18 protein-coding genes are annotated in these 21716 nt (G+C 64.7%); 8 read left to right on the forward strand and 10 right to left on the reverse strand.

Features of this window, described 5'->3' with window-relative positions; translation table 11 throughout:
* Positions 1-462 precede the first annotated feature (462 nt).
* The 3 genes from hutC to ACOJB8_RS38845 all read right to left on the reverse strand — a co-directional run bounded on the left by hutC (position 463) and on the right by ACOJB8_RS38845 (position 3389).
* Positions 463-1176, reverse strand: a complete 714-nt coding sequence (hutC, locus tag ACOJB8_RS38835) for a histidine utilization repressor (RefSeq protein WP_069269295.1) — start codon at positions 1174-1176, stop codon at positions 463-465.
* Positions 1177-1271: 95 nt separating this feature from the next.
* Positions 1272-2693 carry a sensor histidine kinase gene (locus tag ACOJB8_RS38840; RefSeq protein WP_475017499.1) on the reverse strand — a complete coding sequence of 474 codons (1422 nt, stop codon included), beginning with the start codon at positions 2691-2693 and terminating at the stop codon, positions 1272-1274.
* An 18-nt stretch (positions 2694-2711) separates the two neighbouring features.
* Entirely contained in the window at positions 2712-3389 is a 678-nt protein-coding gene (locus ACOJB8_RS38845) for a response regulator (RefSeq protein ID WP_069269297.1), read from the reverse strand.
* A 197-nt stretch (positions 3390-3586) separates the two neighbouring features.
* Between ACOJB8_RS38845 and ACOJB8_RS38850 the strand changes: the two genes are divergently transcribed.
* The 3 genes from ACOJB8_RS38850 to ACOJB8_RS38860 are packed head-to-tail and all read left to right on the forward strand — an operon-like array spanning position 3587 to position 6317.
* Complete coding sequence (locus ACOJB8_RS38850) at positions 3587-4606, forward strand: ABC transporter substrate-binding protein (protein ID WP_069269298.1); 1020 nt, start codon at positions 3587-3589, stop codon at positions 4604-4606.
* A gap of 35 nt (positions 4607-4641) precedes the next feature.
* A complete protein-coding gene (locus ACOJB8_RS38855) occupies positions 4642-5436 on the forward strand; it encodes an ABC transporter ATP-binding protein (protein ID WP_069269299.1) in 795 nt (264 codons plus the stop codon).
* Positions 5437-5453: 17 nt separating this feature from the next.
* Positions 5454-6317: an ABC transporter permease gene (locus ACOJB8_RS38860; RefSeq protein ID WP_069269300.1), complete on the forward strand. Its 864-nt coding sequence runs from the start codon at positions 5454-5456 to the stop codon at positions 6315-6317.
* Positions 6318-6424: 107 nt separating this feature from the next.
* Here ACOJB8_RS38860 and ACOJB8_RS38865 read toward each other — a convergent pair whose 3' ends face one another.
* Positions 6425-7081 carry a peroxiredoxin gene (locus tag ACOJB8_RS38865; protein WP_069269301.1) on the reverse strand — a complete coding sequence of 219 codons (657 nt, stop codon included), beginning with the start codon at positions 7079-7081 and terminating at the stop codon, positions 6425-6427.
* Positions 7082-7581: 500 nt separating this feature from the next.
* Between ACOJB8_RS38865 and ACOJB8_RS38870 the strand changes: the two genes are divergently transcribed.
* The 4 genes from ACOJB8_RS38870 to ACOJB8_RS38885 all read left to right on the forward strand — a co-directional run bounded on the left by ACOJB8_RS38870 (position 7582) and on the right by ACOJB8_RS38885 (position 10740).
* A complete protein-coding gene (locus ACOJB8_RS38870; protein ID WP_475017503.1) occupies positions 7582-8973 on the forward strand; it encodes a short-chain fatty acid transporter in 1392 nt (463 codons plus the stop codon).
* Between the two features lie 190 nt (positions 8974-9163).
* Positions 9164-9736 (forward strand): ankyrin repeat domain-containing protein, encoded by a 573-nt coding sequence (locus ACOJB8_RS38875; protein WP_475017505.1) that lies wholly within the window; start codon positions 9164-9166, stop codon positions 9734-9736.
* A gap of 256 nt (positions 9737-9992) precedes the next feature.
* Positions 9993-10358, forward strand: coding sequence for a hypothetical protein (locus ACOJB8_RS38880; protein WP_028205078.1), 366 nt, complete (start codon positions 9993-9995; stop codon positions 10356-10358).
* A 157-nt stretch (positions 10359-10515) separates the two neighbouring features.
* Complete coding sequence (locus tag ACOJB8_RS38885) at positions 10516-10740, forward strand: hypothetical protein (protein WP_406952357.1); 225 nt, start codon at positions 10516-10518, stop codon at positions 10738-10740.
* Positions 10741-10807: 67 nt separating this feature from the next.
* On the opposite strand, the gene ACOJB8_RS38890 is transcribed toward ACOJB8_RS38885, so the two are convergent.
* From ACOJB8_RS38890 to ACOJB8_RS38915, 6 genes are all read right to left on the reverse strand, one after another.
* Positions 10808-12259, reverse strand: coding sequence for an efflux transporter outer membrane subunit (locus tag ACOJB8_RS38890; RefSeq protein WP_475017507.1), 1452 nt, complete (start codon positions 12257-12259; stop codon positions 10808-10810).
* 3 nt (positions 12260-12262) lie between these two features.
* On the reverse strand, positions 12263-15427 hold the full coding sequence (locus ACOJB8_RS38895; protein WP_475017509.1) for an efflux RND transporter permease subunit: 3165 nt from the start codon (positions 15425-15427) through the stop codon (positions 12263-12265).
* Between the two features lie 3 nt (positions 15428-15430).
* Positions 15431-16945 carry an efflux RND transporter periplasmic adaptor subunit gene (locus ACOJB8_RS38900; RefSeq protein ID WP_475017510.1) on the reverse strand — a complete coding sequence of 505 codons (1515 nt, stop codon included), beginning with the start codon at positions 16943-16945 and terminating at the stop codon, positions 15431-15433.
* A 519-nt stretch (positions 16946-17464) separates the two neighbouring features.
* Positions 17465-17839 carry a hypothetical protein gene (locus tag ACOJB8_RS38905; RefSeq protein ID WP_368603604.1) on the reverse strand — a complete coding sequence of 125 codons (375 nt, stop codon included), beginning with the start codon at positions 17837-17839 and terminating at the stop codon, positions 17465-17467.
* Between the two features lie 123 nt (positions 17840-17962).
* Entirely contained in the window at positions 17963-19288 is a 1326-nt protein-coding gene (locus ACOJB8_RS38910) for an MFS transporter (RefSeq protein WP_475017513.1), read from the reverse strand.
* A 63-nt stretch (positions 19289-19351) separates the two neighbouring features.
* The gene (locus ACOJB8_RS38915; RefSeq protein ID WP_475017515.1) at positions 19352-20527 is read right to left on the reverse strand and encodes a M20 aminoacylase family protein; all 1176 of its coding nucleotides are present in this window, start codon (positions 20525-20527) and stop codon (positions 19352-19354) included.
* A gap of 121 nt (positions 20528-20648) precedes the next feature.
* On the opposite strand from ACOJB8_RS38915, the gene ACOJB8_RS38920 reads away from it, so the two are divergent.
* Entirely contained in the window at positions 20649-21599 is a 951-nt protein-coding gene (locus ACOJB8_RS38920; protein ID WP_028205070.1) for a LysR substrate-binding domain-containing protein, read from the forward strand.
* The last annotated feature ends 117 nt before the right edge of the window (positions 21600-21716 follow it).

Here is a 21716-nt window from a genome sequence, read left to right on the forward strand (position 1 = left end):
CGCGCGGCGCGCGGATCGTGCGGGTCGGGTCGAGGCGCGGGTCGGTGAAGTTCGGTTGGTTCATTTGTTCGAGTCCGTCGAGTCTGGATAGCAAGCTGGAGGTGGAGGGCTGCGCCCGCGGAGATGCAATGAGCGCTGCAACGTGGGTTAAGTCTAACGCCGCCAAGTTGTATATACAACTCGTTTCAAAAAAACGTGGGTTAGTAGTTACCCTGACGAAACTCGCCGACTTCGGCTTATCGGAGCGAAGAAACGGGCAGGCGAGCCGTGAAGCTTTGTCTAGACAAGATGTCTGCAAACAGCCCGACACAGTGCATGGTCTGTAGACGCGGCCAGACCGCCCACGCAAACGAAAGTGGCGGGCTTGATGCGGGCAGGGATCAAGAGGGACGGAGCGCTCGAGCGTCCGGTGGACTGCAGTTCAGCAAGTAAGCAGGAAGTGAGCAACCTCGCCGCCCAGGCTCAAACGGTACCCGCCAGATGAAACCGCGAAGCCGGATGCCACAGGCGCACGGAAGTCGCCACATGACGCCCCACCCACGTGCGCCGCAGCAACAGCAGGCAAGGCTCGCCGATTTCCATCTCCAGATACTGCCGCACGCGCGCATCGGGCTTCTGCGCGTAAATGCGGAATTCCGCGCGCTGGATCGGCGCGAGGCGCACCATGTAGTGATTCGGCGTTTCGACGGTAAAGTCCTGGGCGAGGTAGTCGGGGAACACCTCGGGGTTCACGTAGCGGTCCTCGTACTGGATCGGCTCGCCCTCTTCACTGTGCACGATGCGCGAGTGGAACACCGGCCCGGCGTCGAGTTCGAGCGCGGCGATCGCGTTCGGATCGTCGCTCGCCTCCAGCCCCAGCACACGCGCCGCATGCCGATGGCCGCGCGCCGCGATTTCGTCGGCGATATTGCGGATCTGCAGCACCGTCGATTCGTACTGGCGCGGCGCGACGTACGTGCCCGAGCCGCGCACCCGGTTCAGCACGCCTTCGGCCATCAGTTCTCGTAGCGCGCGCGACACCGTCATGCGCGCCACACCGAACTCTTTCACCAGTTCCGTTTCGGAAGGCACCACGTCGCCGGGCCGCAAGGCGCCGCTTTCGATCTGCGCGAGCACATGGCGCTTGATCTGCTCATAGGCGGGCAACGGGGCACTGCTGACCGTCTTCTTTTGCATGGTCTCGATCTTCGAATGAACGGGAGGTCGCCGCAGCGATGGCCGCCGGGCGCGGCGCGGGCTTGCAGCTTCAGGCGGCCACATTGTACCGCCCCTTAAAGCGGCTCCTTTTCCGGCTCGGCCACGAGCGCGGGCTGCCAGCGCGCGAGCACCACGCAGGCGCGCACGCCCCGCCCGTCCGCGCCCGGACTCAGGCTCACCGCGCCACGATGCGACTGCACGATCTCGCGCACGATCGCAAGACCAAGGCCCGTGCCTTCGGTCCCGACGGCGGCGCGGAAGAAAGGCTCGAAAACGCGCGCCCGCGCTTCCGCGGGAATGCCGCGGCCGTCGTCGAGCACTTCGAGCGCGACCATCTCGCCGCTCGCCCGCACCGACACCGTGACGTGCCCGCCAGCCGGCGTGTAGCGCAGCGCGTTATCCACGAGATTGCTGACCATCGCGCGCAACAGCTCGCGATGCCCCTGCACCACCGCCTCGCCCGCCTCGCGCGGCAACTCCGCGCCGAGATCGATGCCGCGCGTCTGCGCGAGCAGCGCGAGCGCCTCGACCACTTCGCGCGCGAGCTGCGCCATGTCGACGGGCGCGGCCGGCAATTGCGCGGGGTCGAGCGCCTCGGCCTGCGCGAGCAGCAGCAACTGGTTCGTGAGCGCGACCATCGAGCGGTTGCTCACGTGCATGGCCGCCAGCACTTCGTCGAGCGCGGGATCGACGGCTTTTTGCTGGCGCGCGTACTGCAACTGCGTGCCGAGCAGCGTGAGCGGCGTGCGCAGCTGGTGCGCGGCATCGGCGATGAAGCGGCGCTGCGCCGCCGTCTGCGCCGAAAGGCGCGCAATGCATTGATTGATGGCGTCCACGACGGGCCGCAGTTCGGCATGCAGCCCTTCGGCGCGAATGGGTTCGAGGTGCGAAGGATCGCGATCCGCCACGTCGTTCTTGAGCTTCATGAGCGGCCGCAGCTCGAACGTGAGACCGATGCAGGCGAGCGCCACGGCCAGCATCACCATGCCGATCTGGCGATAGAGCTGGGGACGCCAGAGCGCCTCCACCATCGCGTCGCGCGAGCGCTCGGTTTTGCCCACCGAGACGCGCACGCGCCATACGTGGCCGTTGTCGTACATGGAGCGCACCACGCTCACGGCGCGCACGGCCTGGCCGCGCAGCCCGGCGTCGTACGCGACGGGCGAATCGACGGCGGGCGCCGAGGCCGCATGCGGAAAGTCGGGCATGCCCGCGAGCAGCGAGCCGCCCTCCACGTGCACGTTGTAGAACACCTGGTCCTGCTGCGGCGAGGCGAAGAGTTCGAGCGCCGCGGGCGGCACGTCGGCGCGCAACGCGCCATCGGCCCATTGCACGGAACCGGCGATCATGCGTGCTGACGACAGCAGCCCGCCGTCCTGCACCAGATCGGCAGTATGGCGCGCAGCGCGATACTCGGAGGTCGCCGTAAAACTCACGTAGAGCGCGAGCGGCACGAGCATCCACCAAAGCAGGCGAACGCGCAGGCTACCCGTCATGTCGGCACGCGCAAGTCGTCATAGCGTTTCATCCTTCCTGCGCAGCAAATAGCCCAGGCCGCGCAGTGTCACGATCACGGCCGAGCTGCCTTCGAGCTTCTTGCGCAGCCGCGACACGTAGATTTCGATGGCGTCCTCGCTGGGTTCGTCGGCGAGCGTGAAGATTGCGTCGACGAGCGCGGCCTTCGACACGGTCTGGCCGAGGCGCAGTGCCAGCGTTTCGAGCACCGTGCGCTCGCGCGGCGTGACGTTCAGCGGCGCGCCCTTCAGCGTGAACTGGCGCGTGTTGAGGTCGAACACGAGGTCCCCACAGCCGATTTCATTCGCGCGCGCGGGCGTTTGCCGGCGAATCAGCACCTTGATGCGCGCCACCAGTTCGCGCACCTCGAAGGGCTTGACGAGATAGTCGTCGGCGCCGGCGCCGAGCAGCTCCACCTTTTCGTCGATCGAGCCGCTTGCCGTAAGCACCATCACGGGTGTCGCGTCGCCGCGCTGGCGCAGCCGCCGCAGCACGTTCTTGCCCGAGAGCTTCGGCAAATTGAGGTCGAGCAGCACCACATCGTAGTGATTGGACCGCAGCAAATGGTCGGCGGCTTCGCCGTCCTGCACGGCGTCGAAGGCGAACGCCTGCTCCTCCAGCGTCTTGACGAGCCAGTGTGCAAGCGTCGGATTGTCTTCGATCAGCAGCAACTTCATGGGCGGGTACGGGCAAAGGCGAAGGCCGTTTCAGGGGAATCGATTGTGCCGTTGCCGGCGCATCGCCGCCCTGCGGGTTAACACGGACGATTTTGCACGGCGCCCGAAGGCTGGCAGAAGGCTTACGGTTTTTATAATCGGCTCCATCCACCAAAAAGCGCCGCATGCACGGCGCACCACCCTCAGGAGACTCCACGATGCCTACCTTGCGCCAGATCGCCGCCGTATCGAGTGTCGCGTTCGCCCTCGCCGCCGGTTCCACGGCTGCCCACGCGGAAAAGATCACGATCATGGTTGGCGGCGCAACCAAGATCATCTATCTCCCCGCCAAACTGACCGAGCAGCTCGGCTACTTCAAGGACGAAGGCCTCGACGTCGAACTGCAGTCGCAGCCGGCCGGCGTGGACGCGGAGAACGAACTGCTCGCGGGTGCGGTGCAAGGCGTGGTGGGCTTCTACGATCACACCATCGACCTGCAGAGCAAGGGCAAGGAAGTGCAAACGCTCGTAGTGTTCGGCCAGGTGCCCGGCGAAGTGGAAATGGTGTCGAACGCGGCAGCCGGCACGGTCAAGAGCATGGCCGACGTGAAGGGCAAGACGCTCGGCGTGACGGGCCTCGGCTCCTCCACGAGCTTCCTCACGCAGTACCTCGCACAGCGCTCGGGCGTGCCCTCCAACCAGTACACGCTGCTGCCGGTGGGCGCGGACAACACCTTCATCGCGGCGATCAAGCAGAACCGCATCGACGCGGGCATGACGACGGAACCCACCGTCTCGCGTCTGCTGCAAACCGGCGACGCCAAGGTGCTCGTCGACATGCGCACGCTCGAAGGCACGCGCGCGGCGCTCGGCGGCACCTACCCCGCTTCGAGCTTCTACGTGCAGCGCGCCTGGGCGCAGTCGCACAAGGAAGAAGCGACGAAGCTCGCGCACGCGTTCTCGCGCACGCTCAACTTCATCGCCACGCATAGCGCCGATGAAATCGCCGCGAAGATGCCGAAGGACTACTACGGCAACAGCCAGGATCTCTACGTGGCCGCGCTGAAGTCCTCGCTGCCGATGTTCACGAAGGACGGCCGCATGCCCGCCGACGGCCCGGATACGGTGCTCAAGGTGCTCTCGGCGTTCAATCCTTCGGTGAAGGGCAAGCACATCGACCTCGCGAAGACTTACTCGAACGACTATCTGCCGGCTCCGACCGCCACGGCGTCGAAGTAAAACGCAATCGGCCCCACGTTCAGCCCACTGAAATAATGACTTCCTCCCATTCCCAAGGCACGCCGGCCATCGAGCTGCGCAATGTTTCGTGCCGCTTCATTTCACCGGACGGCAAGGCGACGGTCGCCCTGCGCGACTTCAGCATGTCGGTCGCGCGCGGCGAGTTCGTCGCGATCGTCGGGCCCACGGGCTGCGGCAAGTCCACCACGCTCAGCATGATCACGGGCCTGCTCAAACCCACCACGGGCGAAGTGCGCGTGATGGGCGCGCCCGTGAACGGCATCGATCCGCGCATCGGCTTCGTGTTCCAGGCCGACGCGGTGTTCCCGTGGCGCTCGGTGCTCGACAACGTGGCGGCCGGTCCGCTCTATCGCGGCCGCTCGAAATCGGCCGCCTACGACGAAGCCAACGAATGGCTGCGCCGCGTGGGCCTCGCCAACTTCGGCAAGCACTATCCTCATCAGCTTTCGGGCGGCATGCGCAAGCGCGTGGCGCTTGCTCAGACGTTCATCAACAAGCCCGAAATCCTGCTGATGGACGAGCCGTTCTCGGCGCTCGACATGCAAACGCGCACGCTCATGCAGGACGAGCTGCTGCAGCTGTGGGGCGGCACGGGGTCGGTCGTATTCGTCACGCACGACCTCGAAGAAGCCATTGCGCTCGCCGACCGCGTGTTCGTGCTCACCGCGCGCCCGGCCACGCTCAAGAAGGTCTACGAGATCGATCTGCCGCGCCCGCGCGTGACGTCCGAAATCCGCTACGCGCCGCACTTCGTCGAACTGTCGCGCCAGATCTGGCACGACCTGCGCGAAGAAGTGCAGATCGCCTAACACCGGAGCCGTTCACTATGTCCACCCCGCAACAAACCCTGCCGCAAGGCCTCGATGCCGCCTCGCTCGACGCCGTCGAGCGCGCTGCGCAAAAGCGCATTCGTCAGCGCAATCTGCTCGTCATTTCGCTGCGTATTCTCGTGCTCGTCGTCGTGCTCGGCGGCTGGGAACTCGCCGCGCGCCTCAAATGGATCGACCCGTTCTTCTTCTCGATGCCCACGGCCATCTTTGATCAGATCATCGACTGGTTCGTGAACGGCACCTCGCAAGGGCCCCTGCTCACGCAGGTCTGGGTCACGCTGGAAGAGACGGGCCTTGGCTTCATCATCGGCTCGGTGGCCGGCGTGTTCTGCGGCATCGTGCTTGGCCGCAACAAGCTGCTCTCCGACGTATTCAGCCTCTACATCAAGATCGCCAACTCGATTCCGCGCGTGGTGCTCGGCTCGGTGTTCGTGATCGCGCTGGGGCTCGGGATGGCGTCGAAAGTGGCGCTCGCCGTTGTGATGGTGTTCTTCGTCGTGTTCGCCAATGCGTTCCAGGGCGTGCGCGAAGCGGACCGCTACATGATCGCCAATGCGCAGATTCTCGGCGCGTCGCGCCGCCAGGTGACGACCTCGGTCGTGATTCCCTCAGCGCTTTCGTGGATTCTCGCGAGCCTGCACGTGAGCTTCGGCTTCGCGCTGGTCGGCGCCGTGGTGGGTGAATTCCTGGGTTCGAAGCAAGGCATCGGTTTGCTGATCTCGACGGCGCAGGGCGCGTTCAACGCAAGCGGCGTGTTCGCCGCGATGATCGTGCTCGCCGTAGTCGCGCTGGCCGCCGACTATGTGCTCACCGCGCTCGAGCATCGTTTGCTCAAGTGGCGGCCCACGCCTTCGAACTGATTCAGTCAGCTTCCCCTGTCCGGACCGCGTAAGACGCGAGAGCTTGCCTGGTCCGTGATCCGCGGCGCACTGCCAGTGCGCCGCGTTTTTTTTGGGCCTGCCAAACGCTACTTGGGCTGCGCAACGGTACGCAGATACGGCTTGAGCGTCTTGAAGCCCTGCGGATACTTCTGCCTGGCCGCATCGTCGGAAACCGAAGTCGGGATGATGACGTCGTCGCCCGGCTTCCAGTTCACCGGCGTCGCCACCGAGTGCTTCGCCGTGAGCTGCAGCGAATCGAGCAGGCGCAGCACCTCGTCGAAATTACGGCCCGAACTCATCGGGTAGACAAACATCGCCTTCACTTTCTTGTCCGGCCCGATGAGAAACACCGCGCGTATCGTGGCGTTGTCGGCCGCCGTGCGCGGGCTGGCGCCGCTCGCGTTCGGGTGAATCATGTCGTAGAGCTTCGCCACGTGCAGATCCGGGTCGCCGATCATCGGATAATTGACGGCGCTCCCCTGCGTTTCCTCGATGTCCTTCGCCCACCTCGCATGGTCGTCCACCGGGTCGATGCTCAGACCGATGATCTTCGTGTTGCGCTTGTCGAACTCCGGCTTGAGCTTCGCCATATAGCCGAGTTCCGTCGTACAAACGGGCGTGAAGTCTTTCGGATGCGAAAACAGAATGGCCCATTGGTCGCCGATCCATTCGTGGAAACGGATCTTGCCTTCGGTGGTCTCCGCAGTGAAATCGGGTGCATCTTCTCCAAGACGAATCGTCATCTTCTGGCTCCTGAATGCAGTGATTTACAGATCGTGAGGGGTCTGCGTGCGCGCGAAAGTGCCTCCCGCTTTTGCATTTTAGGTAGTCTCGGTGAAGCTTATGAAAATCTTTGTTATTTCATTAGCATTACATCATCCATACATTTAGCCATTATTTAGCGTTAAAAACCTGCATCGGCGCGCTATCGCAGCCTTGACATCCACTTGGCATGAAGCGAATAATGCGTCGTTCGATAATCGAAACCGTGTTCGAGTTACGAACACGAGAACAACAATAACGGGCTGGTCGTCTTGCCGTGCAAATACCCGCGTGCAAGGCGTGATATGAACCCGCTGCGCCGGGGCGGCATCGCCTCTCGCTGATGGAGGAGCCGCACCTGCCTCCCCGCCCCCTACGCGCCTGGCCCGCCAGCCGCACGGTGCCGGGACTACCCGCAAGCAACGCCTCCTGTCCGCTCCGGCCAGCCAGTAGCGACACGCTACGAACTAGCGCAAAGAGCATGAAAAGAGACCTCCAGACTGAAACGCGCGATTCCCGCCAGGGTGTCGTCGCCGCCCTCGTGTATGTTTTCGAGCGGGTCATGCCCGACCCCTTCGTTCTGTCCATCTGCCTCACCTTCCTTGTCGCCGTGCTCGCGCTCGTCATCGCGCCGCACGGCGACCTCCCCACGCTGCTCAGCGCCTGGTACGAAGGTACGTTCGGCATTCTCGGCTTCGCGCTGCAGATGATCCTGATCCTCGCCACGGGCTACGCCATTGCCGAAGCGCCCGTGATCCAGCGCGTCCTGCGCGCGCTCGCGGCCAGGGCGCAAACGCCGGCGCGCGCCGCGCTGCTGGTGTTTCCGGTGGTGGCCATCGCCGCGTGGCTGAACTGGGGCCTGGGCCTGATCGTGGGCGCGCTGCTCTCGCGTGAAATCGCGAAGCGCGTGAACGTGGATTTCGCGTGGCTCGTAGCCGGCAGCTATTCGGCATGGTCGATCTGCAATAGCGGGCTCTCCAGCTCGATCGCCCTCTCGCAGGCCTCGCACGGCAACGCGCTCAATCTCGTGGAAAAGGCGACCGGCCACGTGATTCCGCTCAGCCAGACCGTCTTCGCGCCGTTCGTCTTCATTCCCACCGTGCTCGTGGTGGTCGTGATGACGTTCATCTTCATCCGCATGCATCCGAAGCCCGAGCACGTGGCGCCGTTCAGCGAGGCGGCCGAAGCCGAAGCGAACGACGCCGGCGCCAGCGACGACCCGCACGCGCGCGTCGGCAACGGCACGCCTTCGTTCGCGTCGCGCCTCGAGCAGTCGATGCTCGGCACGCTGCTGCTGATCGTGCTCGGCGCAGGTTATCTGGCGATGGAATGGAGCGAAAAAGGTTTCGATCTCGACATCAACACGACGATCCTGATCTTCCTGCTGATCGGCCTCGCACTGCAGCGCACGCCTATCGCCTACGCGAACGCCATTCGCCGCGCCGCGCGCCAGACCGGCTCCATGCTGCTGCAGTACCCCGTGTACGGCGGCATCATGGGCGTAATGAAGGGCACCGGCCTCGCCTCGATGATCGCCAAGGCCTTCGTCACGATCGCCACGCCGCTTTCGCTGCCGCTCTGGAGCTATCTGAGCTCGCTCATCATCACGCTGCTCGTGCCGAGCGCGGGCGGCCACTGGGCCGTGCAAGGGCCGTTCGTGCTGCCCGCCGCGCTGAGCCTGCACGCCTCGGTGCCGCGCACTGCCATGGGCGTGGCGATGGCCGAAAACGTCTCGAACATGCTGCAGCCGTTCTGGGCCGTGCCGATCGTCGCGATCGCGGGCATCCGCATCCAGCGCGTGATGGGCTATACCGCCGTGACGTTCGCCGTGTCGCTCGTGATCTACGCCGGGGCGCTCTGGCTCGTGCCCTGAGCGTCGAGCGGTTCCGCCGCGAAGGAAGGCGCTGCGCCGGCCGCTTTACAGCGGTTCGGCAGCGCCTTTTTTCATGCGGCGCGCGTGAGCCGCGCTGGCCTCGCGGCGCGCAAAGATCGGCGACAATGGGCAAGCCTCGACGGCGGCACGCCGCCCCGAATCGATCTGCGATCCGAACCAGGAGACTGCCATGACCGCCAGCGCGCCGCCTACCCCACCCTCATCTTCGTCAGGCTCCGGCGAAGACGGCGGCGAGCTCGATCCGCGTTTCGTCGAGTTCGCGCGCCAGGTGTTCGACACCGCGCGCCGCGGCGAATCCAACACGCTCGCGACGCTCATCGAACAGGGCCTGCCGCCGAATCTGCGCAACGAAAAAGGCGACAGCCTCGTGATGCTCGCGAGCTATCACGGCCACGCCGCCGCCGTGCGCACGCTCGTGCAGCACGGCGCCGACCCCAACCTGCGCAACGACAACGGGCAAACGCCGATCGCGGGCGCGGCCTTCAAGGGCTTTGTCGACGTGATCAGCGCCCTGCTGGAAAACGGCGCCGACGTGGAAGGCGCCTCTCCCGACGGCCGCACGGCGCTGATGATCGCCGCCATGTTCAACCGCTCCGATATCGTCGACCTGCTGCTCGCGCGCGGCGCGAACCCGGCGGCGCACGACGCCGCGGGCAACACCGCGCTCGACGTGGCGAACGCGATGGGCGCGGTGGCCACGGCCACCCTGCTCGCCGGGAAAGCCGGCGGCAAAAGCGCGTGAAAAGAACGCGGGAATCATGGGGCGCGATGGGCAGGCACGCGAAACGCTGCAAAGCGCATAACGCCACGCAGCGCCCTGGTGTCACTCCTGGTTTGCATACAACGCGCCGCCAGGCGACGCTATCCATGTAACACCCGTGCGTGCAGCGCCAGTGCGGGGCAGGCGATTTTCCACGAGCCGTGATATCGTTTTGTCATCGGATTCGAAGTCTGCACGCACCCGTCAATCGAACTCTGTTACTTTCGCGAGCGTCGCCATGAGTGATGTACGCCACCATCTGAGTCCGCGCGATCGCGTGGAGCTGCTCTGCTGGCTCACCTGCGGGAGCCTCGGGGCCTACTATCTCAACGAATCCTGGCCCAATGCGGCCTTTCACGTCCAGGCGGCGCACAAGTGGCTCGACCGTCACGCGCGCGAGGCCGACTGGCTCGCGATCGCGCGCCTCGCCGCCATGGCGCAGGATATCGCGCAGCAGCACGCGTGGTTCGTGGACGCGGTCTGGGCGCGCGACGCCGTCGAGGAAATTCTCGACACCGACGACCTGAACTACCAAGCCAAGCTCGTCCTGCAAGTGCTCAAGGACTGCGAACGAGCGCTCGCCGACCGTCGCCCCGCCGACTAGGGATCAAACCGGAACTCCATAAGCGGGGTTCCCCACACAGGCCACGCGTTTCTCCATCAAATGATGGACGCGTGGTGGTTATCCTCAGAACATACTCCCGCTTGCAGCGTCGGCCCTTTCCCCTTCGCCGGCCGCTCGCCCACGCGGGAGAACCCAAATGACTCGCCCCCTCGCCCCGATATTCGCCGCCGCGCTCTTCGCGTTGGCGTCGGCGAGCCCCGCTGCGCTCGCGCAAACCAGCGGCCACGCAACCGCCGTCAACGCCGCCCGACCCATCCAGCTGCAAAAAGTCGCCAAGCCGGCGCCCAAAGCCCCGCAAACCGCCAAAGCCACCAAGCCCGCTCCGCAATCGCTGCGCTGGCTGATGTCTGAATCTCCATGAAACGAACCGGCGCGCCCGCGCCAGGTTCGCGCTTCGCCACCCCGCCTCGAAGCGCAGCCGTCGCGGCTCAGGACTGCGACGGCTTCGCGCTGTCTGCCGCCGGCGGCGGCGCTGCCGGCGTCCAGCCATAACCGAGCGCCTTGTACAGGCTCACGATCTGCGCGAGTTCCTGGTCCTGCAGCGACGACTGCTGCAACTGCGCGTTGAAGAGACTGCGCTCGGCGTCGAGCACCTCCAGATAGCTCGTATAGCCGCCTTCGTACAGATCGCGCGCGACTGACGTGTATTCCGTGAGCGCGGCCACCTGGCGCGTCGTCGAATCCAGTTGATCGCGTGTGCGCGCGACGCCCACGAGCGCATTTTCGACATCGGCGAACGCCTGCTGGATCGTCTGCTCGTAAGTGAAAAGCGCTTCCTGCTGCACGGCTTCGGCCTGATGCACGCCACCCGCGATCGCACCGCCCTCGAAAATTGGCTGCGTGACCGCGCCCGCGAATGACCAAACGCGCGCGGGGCCAGTCCAGAGCCCCGAAAGCGCCGTGCTCGCGGCGCCGAACAGTCCCGTGAGCGAAATCTGCGGAAAATACAACGCACGCGCTGCGCCGATCGATGCATTCGCCGAAATGAGCGTTTGTTCGGCCTGCAGAATATCGGGCCGGCGCTCCAGCAGCGTCGACGGCAGGCCGGCGGGAATGGCGGGCGCCGTGAGCTCGGTGATCGACTTGCCGCGCGCAATCGGCCCCGGATTCTGCCCCAGCAGCAGCGAGATGGCGTCTTCCTGCGTTGCGATCTGCTGCTGGATCGAGTACACGGAGGTCTGCGCCGATTGGTACTCCGACTGCGCCTGGCTCACCTGCAACCGCGAAACGACACCGCCCGCATAGCGCTCGTTGAAGAGATCGAGCGCACCCTTGCGGCTTTCGAGCGTGTCCTGCGCGATGACGAGCTGATTGTCGAAGTCGCGCAGTTGCAGATACGACGTGGCCACGTTCGCGATGATGGCGATGCGCGTGGCCTGCTGCGCAGACTGCGTACTCAGATAATCGGCGCGCGCGGCTTCGGTGAGCCTGCGCAAGTGGCCGAATAAATCGAGTTCCCAGGATACCGTGCCGTTCAGCTCCACCTGGTTGCCGACCACAGGCGGGAAGCCGGGCGCCGGCACGCCACGGCTACGCGACGCACCGAAGTTCGCCGAAACCTGCGGGAACAGGCCCGCGCGCGTCACGACGTAGCGTCCGTAGAACTCCTCGACGCGTGCCGCAGCAATCCGCAGATCCTTATTCTGCGTAAGCGCCCTGGCGACGAGGTCGTTGAGCACCGGGTCGTTGAACTGCGTCCACCAGTCGAGCGTCGTATCGACGGCTTCCGCCTGCGGCGAGGCGTAGCGAAACGTCGACGGCGTCTCCACCGCCGGACGATGATAGTCGGGCCCGACCGCGCAGGCGCCAAGGCAAGCCGTCACGATGGCGAGCCCAAGCGGACGCAGCGCGCGATTCTTCAAATTCGAACGGGTCTTCATCGCTCAGCCCTCCTGCGAAGGCGGCGCCATGGGGGGCGTGCCGGGATGCGGCGCGGCGTTCGCTTTCTTGCGCGACGAGAGCGTTTCCAGTCCCCAGAAGAACATCGGAATGAAGAAGAGCGCGATCACCGTGGCGCCGAGCATGCCCGCGATCACGCCGGTGCCGAGCGAGCGCCGGCTCGCGGCCGATGCGCCGCTGGCGATGGCGAGCGGCACGCAACCGAGGATGAACGCGAGCGAAGTCATGATGATCGGCCGCAGACGCAGCTTGGCGGCGTGCAGCGCGGCGGCGTACGGCGACATGTTCTCTTTCTCGCGCATTTCGACGGCGAACTCGAAGATCAGGATGGCGTTCTTCGCCGCGAGCGCGATCAGCACCGTCAAGCCGATCTGGAAGTACACGTCGTTCTCCATGCCGCGCAACAAGATGCCCACTAATGCCCCGAAGATCGCGAACGGCACGGCCAGCAGCACGCCGACCGGCAGCGACCACTTCTCGTACTGCGCCGCGAGAATGAGGAACACCATCAGCAGTGCGAAGCCGAACACGAGCGCGGCCGTTGAGCCGGCCTTCTTCTCTTCGTACGCCTGGCCGCTCCATTCAAAGCTGTAGCCTTCGCCCAGCACTTCGTTGGCGATCTGCTCCATCGCCGCGATCGCCTCGCCCGAGCTGTGGCCCGGCGCCGCGTCGCCGGTGATCTTCGCCGCCGGAAAGTTGTTGAAGCGGTTGACGATGTCAGGCCCAGGCACGAAACGCGATGTCGTCACGGCCTTGATCGGCACCATGTCGTTGTTGCGGTTGCGCACATAGAGCTGCTGGATATCGTCCGGGCTCAAGCGGTATTGCGGCTCGGCCTGGATGATCACCTGGAAGAGACGACTGCCCTTCGGGAACTGGCTCACGTACAAGGAACCGAACATCGTCTGGAGTGCAGAATAGATGTCCTGAACCGGAACGCCGAGCGTTTCCGCCCGCTCCCGATCCACTTCCACGAGCAATTGGCGCGAATTCGTGTTGATGGTCGAATTCACGCCGCGCAGCGCCGGATTCTGGCGTGCCTTCGCAATCACCTGGCGCACCTTTTCTTCGAGCTGCTGATAGCTGCCATCGCCGGTGCTCTGCAGCCAGAACTCGAAGCCGCCCGTCGTTCCGAGGCCCGGAATCGACGGTGGATTGAGCGGTACGACCACGCCGTCCTTGAACGTGGAGAACGCCTTGGTGGCATCGCGGATCAAGTCCTGCGCGGAGCCGTTTTCGCCGCGATCCTTGAAGCCCTTGAGCGTCACGAACAGCGTGCCCGCGTTCGACTTGTACTGCGAGTCGATCAGGCTGTAGCCGATCGGCGCCGCCACCGAACTCACGGCAGGCTGTTTCGCGAACCAGTCCTCCGCTTTCTTCGAAAGGTCGCCGGTGCGGTCCAGACTCGCCGCGTCGGGCATCACGACCGCGCCGAACAGATAGCCCTGATCCTCCACGGGCAGGAACGACGATGGAATATGCTTGAACAGGCCGACGGTCGCGATCAGCATCACGACGATCAGGCCGATGGAGAGAATCACGCGGCGTATCGCCGTCTGCACCCAGCTGCCATAGCCCTCGGTCAGGCGCTCGAACTTCTCGTTGAACCAGCGGAAAAAGCGGTTCTTCTTGTGCTCGCCCGGCTTGAGCAGGATGGCCGCGAGCGCGGGCGACAGCGTGAGCGCGACGATACCCGAAAGCACCACCGAGACCGCGATCGTCACCGCGAACTGCTTGTAGAGCTGCCCTGTGATGCCCGAGAGGAACGCCACCGGTATGAACACCGCGAGCAGCACCAGCACGATCGCCACCACCGGGCCGCTCACCTCGTCCATCGCGCGCTTGGCCGCTTCCTTTGGAGGCAGCTTGAATTCGGTCATGTTGCGCTCGACGTTTTCGATCACCACGATCGCGTCGTCCACCACGATACCGATGGCCAGCACCATGCCGAACAACGTGAGCATGTTGATCGAGAAGCCGAACGCCTCCATGCCGATGAACGCGCCGATGATCGACACGGGCACCGCGAGCAGCGGCACGAGCGTCGCCCGGAAACTTTGCAGGAAGATGTACACCACGATGATCACGAGAATCACCGCATCGCGCAGCGTATGGACCACCTCGTTGATGGATTCATGCACGAACTCGGTCGTATCGAGCGCGATTTCATACTTGAGGCCAGGCGGAAAGCTCTTGTTCAGCAGTTCGAGTGTCTGACGCACCTGCTTGGCCACCTGAAGCGCATTCGCGCCCGGCTGCTGATACACGGCGAGCAGTGTGGCCGTCTTGCCGTTGTAGCGGCCGCGCAGCGAATAGTCCTTGGCGCCCAGATCCGCGTGGCCGATGTCCTTGAGGCGCACGATCGCCGCATCGCCCGATGCCGCGCGCAGGATGATGTTGTCGAAATCGGCGGGCTCCGTGAGGCGGCCCTTCGTCGTCACCGGGAACGTCTGGTTCACGGGCTTGCTGGTCGGCGCCTGGCCAAGGCGCCCCGCAGAGAACTGCTGGTTCTGCTGCGCAATCGCGTTCTGCACGTCGGCTACCGTAATGCCGAGCTTGGCCATGCGGTCGGGCTTGAGCCACACGCGCATCGCATAGTCAGCAGAACCGAAGATCGACGCCTGGTTCGCGCCCGGAATACGCTTGAGCGCGTCGAGCACGTAGACGTTCGCGTAGTTCGCCACATAAGACGCATCGTAGGCGTTATCGGGCGAATAGATCGCGATCACCATCATGAACGCCGACGAGCGCTTCTGCACCGACACGCCTTGCGCGGTCACCGAGTCGGGCAGGAAAGGCAGCGCGAGGTTCACGCGGTTTTGCACGTCCACCTGGGCGAGCGACGGATCGGTGCCGATATTGAAGTACACCGTGAGCGTCATGTTGCCCGTCGACGAGCTCGACGAGTTCATGTACATCATGTTGTCCGCGCCGTTCACCTGCTGTTCGATCGGCGCGGCCACGTTCTGCGCGACGATATCGGCGCTCGCGCCCGGATACGTGGCGCTCACCGTGATGGTAGGCGGCGCGATGTCGGGAAACTGCGCGATCGGCAGGTTGAACATCGACACCAGACCGGCGACGACGAGCACGATCGAGAGGACCGACGCGAAAATTGGCCGGTCAATAAAGAAGTGAGAGAACTTCATCGTTCAGCCTCCCGCAGCGGGCGAGAACGTGACGTCCACGCGGCGGGATTTGTCGGGTGGATCGTTGGCGACGATCCGCGCCGGTTTGCGCATCTCGATGCGCTCGGTTTTCACGCCGGCCACGACCAGCGCGGCCCGCACCGTCCCTGCGCGGGCGGCCGCGAGACGCTCATTCGCGGCTTGCGAGCCGCTCGAATCGGTGTAGCCGGAAATCACTACGCGCATGCCCGGCTCCGCGACGAGACGGCGCGCCACGGCTGCGAGTGCGTCGGCGGACTGGGCGTCGAGGCTCGAACTGCCCGACGCGAAGTAAAGCGCGGTGTGTTCGCCCAGCACGTCGGCAGCGCCGGATGCGGCGGCCGGTTGAGCGGCGCTCGTGCCAGCGTTGGCTTGAGCGTTGGTATTCGCGTTCGCAGCCGCCGGGCCCGAAGCTCCGGCCGCGCCCGCTTGCGCCCCGCCGCCTGCACCGGCGTCGGGCCCGCCAATATTGACGGTTGCGGGCGGCGTGGCCACGAGGTTCGCCTTGACCGGCGCACCGGGCATGAGCCGCAGCGTATTGTCGATGACGACATGATCGCCCGGATGCAAACCCGACTTGATCACCCAGTCGTTGCCGTTCCACTCACCCGTTTCGACCACGCGCTGCTGCGCCTTGCCGTCCTTGTCGACGGTCCACACATACGCGCCGCGCGGCCCCTGCTGCACCGCCGCCTGCGGCACCGCCACCGCGGAAGTCCGCAGCGCGCCCAGCAGCTTGATACGCACGAACTGACCGGGCCGCAGCGACCCCGTGGGGTTTGGCATGGCGGCGCGAATCAGGTAGGTGCCGGTTTCCGAGCTGAGCGAGGCATCGGTAAACGCGATGTGGCCGCGTTCGGGATAGATGCTGCCGTCGGCGAGCACGATTACCGCTTCGAGCTTGCCGACGGGCGGCAGCTTGAGCGTGCCGTTCTGCGTTTGCGTGCGCAGATCGAGCATCTCGTTCTCGGAGAGCGAGAAGTTGATCCACATGGGATCGAGCTTCGCCACATAGGTGAGCAGGCTGTTGCTCGCATCGATATACGAACCGTCCTGCTTCTTTGCAAAGCTCGAAAGACCGGTGACGGGCGCAACGATCTTCGTATAGCCGAGATTGAGCGTCGCGCTGATGACATTCGCCCGCGCGCCTTCGACCGCGGCGGCGGCCGCCTGCTCCTGGCCGACCGAGTCGTCGAGATCCTTCTGGCTCAACGCGTTCTTCGCGGCGAGCGGACGCACGCGATTGAGGTTGGCCTGCGCGGTGACGAGCCGCGCCTTCTGCTGCGCAAGCTCGGCCTGCGCGGCATCGAGCGCGGCCTCGAAGGGTTTGCGGTCCATGACGAACATCACGTCGCCCGCGTGGACCAGCGAGCCTTCCGTATACACGCGCTTTTCGAGGAAGCCGTTCACGCGCGCGCGAATTTCGACCTGTTGCGAGCTTTCTGTCTGCCCTACGTATTCGAAGACCACCGGCACGTCGCGCAGCGCAACATTGATCACGTCGACGTTTGCGGCAGGTCGTGTTTCAGCAGCAGGTTTATTGTCATGACATGCAACGACGCTTACCAGCAATCCCAGCGACAGGCACAAGCTGGCTACCCGAAATCCGTGAGTCATGCTGTTCTCCGTTGTTATCGACGATCTGCGCTGGACCGACGAACCCCAAATCAGGCGCGCGCGGGCGATCGAATCGAACCAAATCGCCAAACTGACTTTGGTGCTCGAGCGAATACTACTGTTTTTCGGGAGAGCGCAGGATCAGGACGGCCAAAAAGTCGCACTCGATGAAAAGGCCGGCACTCGCGGAGCAATAGTGTCCGGATTCATTTCGAAATCCGAAATGACGGAATCGTTCGCTAACGTTCGCGTGAAAATGCGCAACGCTTGCGTAGGGACAAAGAGAGAGTGCGGAAAGCGGAGATTGCGGACGCACGGAACGTGCGTCGCGTGGTGGGCGGGCGGGAGAACATCAAGGCCTGTCGCAGCCGTCGCAGCGGCGGTTGCGACACGCGCTGCGAATCAGGCGGCGCGATCGAGCCGGCGCACCGAGCCGAACTCCGCACACGAAAGCGTGCGCATCAGCAGCGCCATGGCCTCGGCCACACGGCGGCGATCGAGTTCCACGTGCAGGCAAGCGAGATCGCTGCGGCGATCGATATCGATTGTATGCACGCCGAGCGCGCTGCCAACCAGACCATGCAGCGTGCAGCGAGCGAGTTGCGCTTCACGCGTGGGCACGCGCACGACCAGTTGCACTGTCGTGCGATGGGTTGCCGGGTGAAGGGGCTTGCCCGGATTGTGCAGCGAGAGAACGGGCCGCGGCGCGGCGGCGGAGCGGGAACCGCGGGAATTCGGGCCCTGCGAGACGATAGACGGCATACGTGTTGTGCGCACGCCGTCGTTCGGGGCGGCGCGCTCGAGTTGAACACGAACCGATTCTAGGCAGCGCCGCGTAAAAGTCGGGTAAACAAACACTGCGCCGCCACTAAAAGTGCGTAGCGGCAGAAGAGAGAAGCGTTAATCGAGCGGACGACCCGCCGGCTCGCGAATGAGCGGCAGCGCGAGCAGCGAGACCGCGCCGCAGCCGATCAGATACCAGGCGGGCGCGAGCGGATTGTCGAGCAGCTTGATGAGCCAGGTCGCGAAGAACTGCGCGAAGCCGCCGAAGATCGAAACGCCCACGCAATACACCACCGACATGCCCGTCACGCGAATCGACTGAGGAAAGAGTTCGGGCAGCATCACGATATTGGGGACCGCCGTGAACGCGACGATCGCGCCCAGCACGGCCACGACCGCGAGCACGGTTGGGATGGTCGGCATGGCGTGAATGGCCATGAAGGCCGGATAGATCACCGCGATCAGCAGCACGCGCGAAACACCCATCACCCACTTGCGGCCCAGGCGGTCGGAGAGCGAGCCGGCGAACGGCGAGCAGACTGCCGTGACGAGCGCCGCGACGAGGGCCGCGCTCATGCCGACCGACATCGGCAGGCCGAGAATCTTGATCGCATAGGTCGACATGTAAAACAGCACGATGTAGTTCGCCGCCGTGCCGCCGATGGTCGTGACGACACCGGCCACGAGCGCCGTGCGATGACGCCCGAAAATCTCGCGCAGCGGCCGCGCCACGTCGGCCACGGGTTCGGCGTCTTCGGCTTCGACGGGGTTCGCGAGCGTTTCGTCGAGATGACGGCGGATGTACACGCCCACCGGCACGACGAGCATGCCGATCACGAACGGCACGCGCCAGCCCCAGCTTTCGAGCGCGGCCTGCGAGAGCATGGTGGACAGCGCCACGCCGATGAGCGCGCCGCACACCGTGTTCAGGCCCTGGCTCACGAATTGCCAGCTGCCGTAAAAACCGCGCGAACGGTCGTCGGCGTATTCGAGCAGGAGCGATGTCGAGGCGCCCACTTCGCCGCCCACCGCGAAGCCTTGCACGAGACGCGCGAGCAGGATCAGTGCGGGCGCCGCGAGCCCGATCTGCGCATAAGTGGGCGCGAACGCGATGAGCGCCGAGCCGAGCGCCATGAGCCAGAGCGTGAGCGTCATGGCGGCCTTGCGGCCGACGCGGTCCGCAAACGCACCGATCACGATGCCGCCGATCGGACGCACGACGAAACCCACGCCAAAGCTGCCCACGGCGAGCATCAACTGGTTCAGCGAGCCGTGCACCGGGAAGTACAGCGAGCCGATGATCGACGCAAAGAAGCTGTAGACCGTGAAGTCGAAGAACTCGAGCCCGTTGCCGAGCGTGATCGCGAAGATGGCCTTCGCGCGCGAGCGGCGCGTGGAAGCCGGGGCGGCAGCGGCCGGCGCCTGAATCGACGTGGCGTTCATCGGGTGTCTCCTCGTGTGTCTCGTGTCTCGTATCGTGGTGCGTCTACCCGCCGGCTTTGAGCTTCAGCCGCGCAGGAAGCGTTCGGCGAGCTGCACCCAGTATGCCGCGCCGGTGGCGAGGCAATCGTCGTTGAAGTCGTAGCCGGGGTTGTGCACCATGCAGCCGCCCTCCCCGTCGCCGTTGCCGATGATGAAATAGCTGCCCGCGCAGCGCTCGAGCAGGAACGAGAAGTCCTCGCTGCCGGTGAGCGGCGCCATGTCGCGGATGAGGCCGTCTTCGCCGAGCCAGTCGCGCGCCACATCCTGCGCGAACGCCGTCATCGCCGCGTCGTTCACGAGCACCGGGTAGCGGCGCTGATAGTCGATGCGCGCCGTCGCGCCGTAGGCGCTTGCCTGCGCATGCACGAGCGCCGTGATGCGCTCCTGCAGCAAGTCACGCACTTCGAGGCGCAGCGCGCGCACCGAGAGGCGCATCTGCGCGGTTTGCGGAATCACGTTGGGCGCATCGCCCGAATGGATCGCGCCCACGGTGACGATCGCCATGTCGAGCGGCGGCACGTTGCGCGACACGATGGTCTGCAGCGCGAGCACGACGTTGGCGCACACCACCACCGGGTCGATCGCCTTATGCGGCACCGCGCCATGACCGCCACGCCCGTCGATGTCGATGATGACCGTGTCCGATGAAGCCATGAACGGCCCCGCGCGAAAGCCAAGTTTGCCGGTCGGAAAGCCCGGCATGTTGTGCATGGCGAACACGGCGTCGCAGGGAAAGCGTTCGAGAAGGCCTTCGTCGAGCATGCGCTTCGCGCCGCCCAGGCCTTCTTCGGCGGGCTGGAAAATGAGGTGCAGCGTGCCGCTGAAGTTGCGCGACTGCGCGAGATGTTTCGCCGCTGCGAGCAGCATGGCCGTGTGACCGTCGTGGCCGCACGCGTGCATTTTGCCCGGAATGCGGCTCGCGTAATCGAGGCCGGTGTTTTCGTGGATGGGGAGCGCGTCCATGTCGGCGCGCAGACCGAGGCGCTGAGTGCCTTCGCCCACCTTGAGCGTGCCCACGACACCGGTGCCGCCCAGCCCGCGGTGCACCTCGTAGCCCCACTCGGTGAGGCGCTGCGCGACGAGGTCGCTCGTGACGAATTCTTCGAAGCCCAGTTCGGGATGCGCGTGGATCTCGTGGCGCAGCGCGATCATCTCCTCTTCGATCGCGGCGATTGCGGCCGGGATAGCCATCGTGTTCATACGAATTCCCTCCAGGGCGTGCATGAGTGTGAATTCGCTTGAGAATAATGACGTCTCCTTTTGGCCGACAGCCCTAAAATAGTTGGCCCGCCAACCAGAAGTGCGCACTCGGGTTATCCCTATGAAGTTTCATCAGTTCCGCGCGCTCGTCGCCATGGCCGATACCGGCAGCATTCGTGCGGCCGCGCGTGCGCTTGGCATCTCGCCGGCGGCGGCAACGAAAGCGGTACGCGAGCTCGAAGCCGAGCAGCAAATCGCGCTCGTCACGCGCAATGCGAACGGCATCGCCTTCACGGAGGCGGGACAGGCGCTGCTCGTTCATGCGCGGCTGGTCGTGCACCAGATGTCGCGCGCCCAGGACGAACTCGATGCGCGGCGCGGGCGCGGCGGCGGCAAGCTCGCGATCGGGGTGACGCCGTGGCTCGCCCTGTCCTTTTTGCCCGACGCCGTCACGCTGTTTCGCGAGCGCATGCCCGGCATGCAGCTTGAGTTCTACGAGGGCCTGCTCAATATCGTGATGCCGCGGCTGCGCGACGGGTCGCTCGACTTTTCGCTAGGCAAGCCCGGGCCCGCTTCGCTGCATGCGGAATTCACGCAGACGCCGATCTTCGCCACGGAGTCGGCCGTGGTGGTACGCAAGGACCATCCGCTCTCGCATGCGCAATCGCTGAAAGAACTTCAGGATTGCGAATGGTTGCTCAACTGGGACCCGGCCAGCAAGGAGATGATCGCCGACGATGTTTTCCTGCGTCACGGTCTCCCGATGCCGAACAACGTGCATTTGGCGCACTCGTTCGTGGTGGCGATGGGGCTTATCATGAACACGGATATGGTGAGTATTTTTCCGTGGCCGTTGGTGGAAACGCGGTTTGCGCGCGACAATTTGCGTGCGCTCGCGCTTCAGGAGGAAGTGGATCGCACGGTGGTGAGCGTGGTTGCCCGGCGTGGTGTGCCGCTTTCTGCTGCGGCTGAGTGCTTTCTGGAGTGCCTCAAGGAGGCGATTCATGCTGGTGAGGCTTCTGCTAATCCTGAGCGTAGGCGGCTTTATCACTCGCTTGAGTTGCTGATTTGATTGGCCGCTTTTTTTGTCTTTGTTCTTGGCTGCTTTGGCCTTTTCCTGTTTTCGTGGCGGTGTGCATGCGTTGCCCCTGTGCGGGGCGGCACCTACTTTCTTTGCGGCGGCAAAGAA

The organism is Paraburkholderia sp. BR10141, from assembly GCF_056155635.1.

Excerpts from the sequence above, each read along its gene's own strand:
- ACOJB8_RS38850 (WP_069269298.1), top strand. The coding sequence starts at position 3,587 with ATGCCTACCTTGCGCCAGATCGCCGCCGTATCGAGTGTCGCGTTCGCC.
- ACOJB8_RS38860 (WP_069269300.1), top strand. The coding sequence starts at position 5,454 with ATGTCCACCCCGCAACAAACCCTGCCGCAAGGCCTCGATGCCGCCTCG.
- ACOJB8_RS38880 (WP_028205078.1), top strand. The coding sequence starts at position 9,993 with ATGAGTGATGTACGCCACCATCTGAGTCCGCGCGATCGCGTGGAGCTG.
- hutC (WP_069269295.1), bottom strand. The coding sequence starts at position 1,176 with ATGCAAAAGAAGACGGTCAGCAGTGCCCCGTTGCCCGCCTATGAGCAG.
- ACOJB8_RS38920 (WP_028205070.1), top strand. The coding sequence starts at position 20,649 with ATGAAGTTTCATCAGTTCCGCGCGCTCGTCGCCATGGCCGATACCGGC.
- ACOJB8_RS38870 (WP_475017503.1), top strand. The coding sequence starts at position 7,582 with ATGAAAAGAGACCTCCAGACTGAAACGCGCGATTCCCGCCAGGGTGTC.
- ACOJB8_RS38890 (WP_475017507.1), bottom strand. The coding sequence starts at position 12,259 with ATGAAGACCCGTTCGAATTTGAAGAATCGCGCGCTGCGTCCGCTTGGG.
- ACOJB8_RS38865 (WP_069269301.1), bottom strand. The coding sequence starts at position 7,081 with ATGACGATTCGTCTTGGAGAAGATGCACCCGATTTCACTGCGGAGACC.
- ACOJB8_RS38855 (WP_069269299.1), top strand. The coding sequence starts at position 4,642 with ATGACTTCCTCCCATTCCCAAGGCACGCCGGCCATCGAGCTGCGCAAT.
- ACOJB8_RS38845 (WP_069269297.1), bottom strand. The coding sequence starts at position 3,389 with ATGAAGTTGCTGCTGATCGAAGACAATCCGACGCTTGCACACTGGCTC.
- ACOJB8_RS38915 (WP_475017515.1), bottom strand. The coding sequence starts at position 20,527 with ATGAACACGATGGCTATCCCGGCCGCAATCGCCGCGATCGAAGAGGAG.
- ACOJB8_RS38875 (WP_475017505.1), top strand. The coding sequence starts at position 9,164 with ATGACCGCCAGCGCGCCGCCTACCCCACCCTCATCTTCGTCAGGCTCC.
- ACOJB8_RS38910 (WP_475017513.1), bottom strand. The coding sequence starts at position 19,288 with ATGAACGCCACGTCGATTCAGGCGCCGGCCGCTGCCGCCCCGGCTTCC.
- ACOJB8_RS38840 (WP_475017499.1), bottom strand. The coding sequence starts at position 2,693 with ATGACGGGTAGCCTGCGCGTTCGCCTGCTTTGGTGGATGCTCGTGCCG.
- ACOJB8_RS38895 (WP_475017509.1), bottom strand. The coding sequence starts at position 15,427 with ATGAAGTTCTCTCACTTCTTTATTGACCGGCCAATTTTCGCGTCGGTC.
- ACOJB8_RS38885 (WP_406952357.1), top strand. The coding sequence starts at position 10,516 with ATGACTCGCCCCCTCGCCCCGATATTCGCCGCCGCGCTCTTCGCGTTG.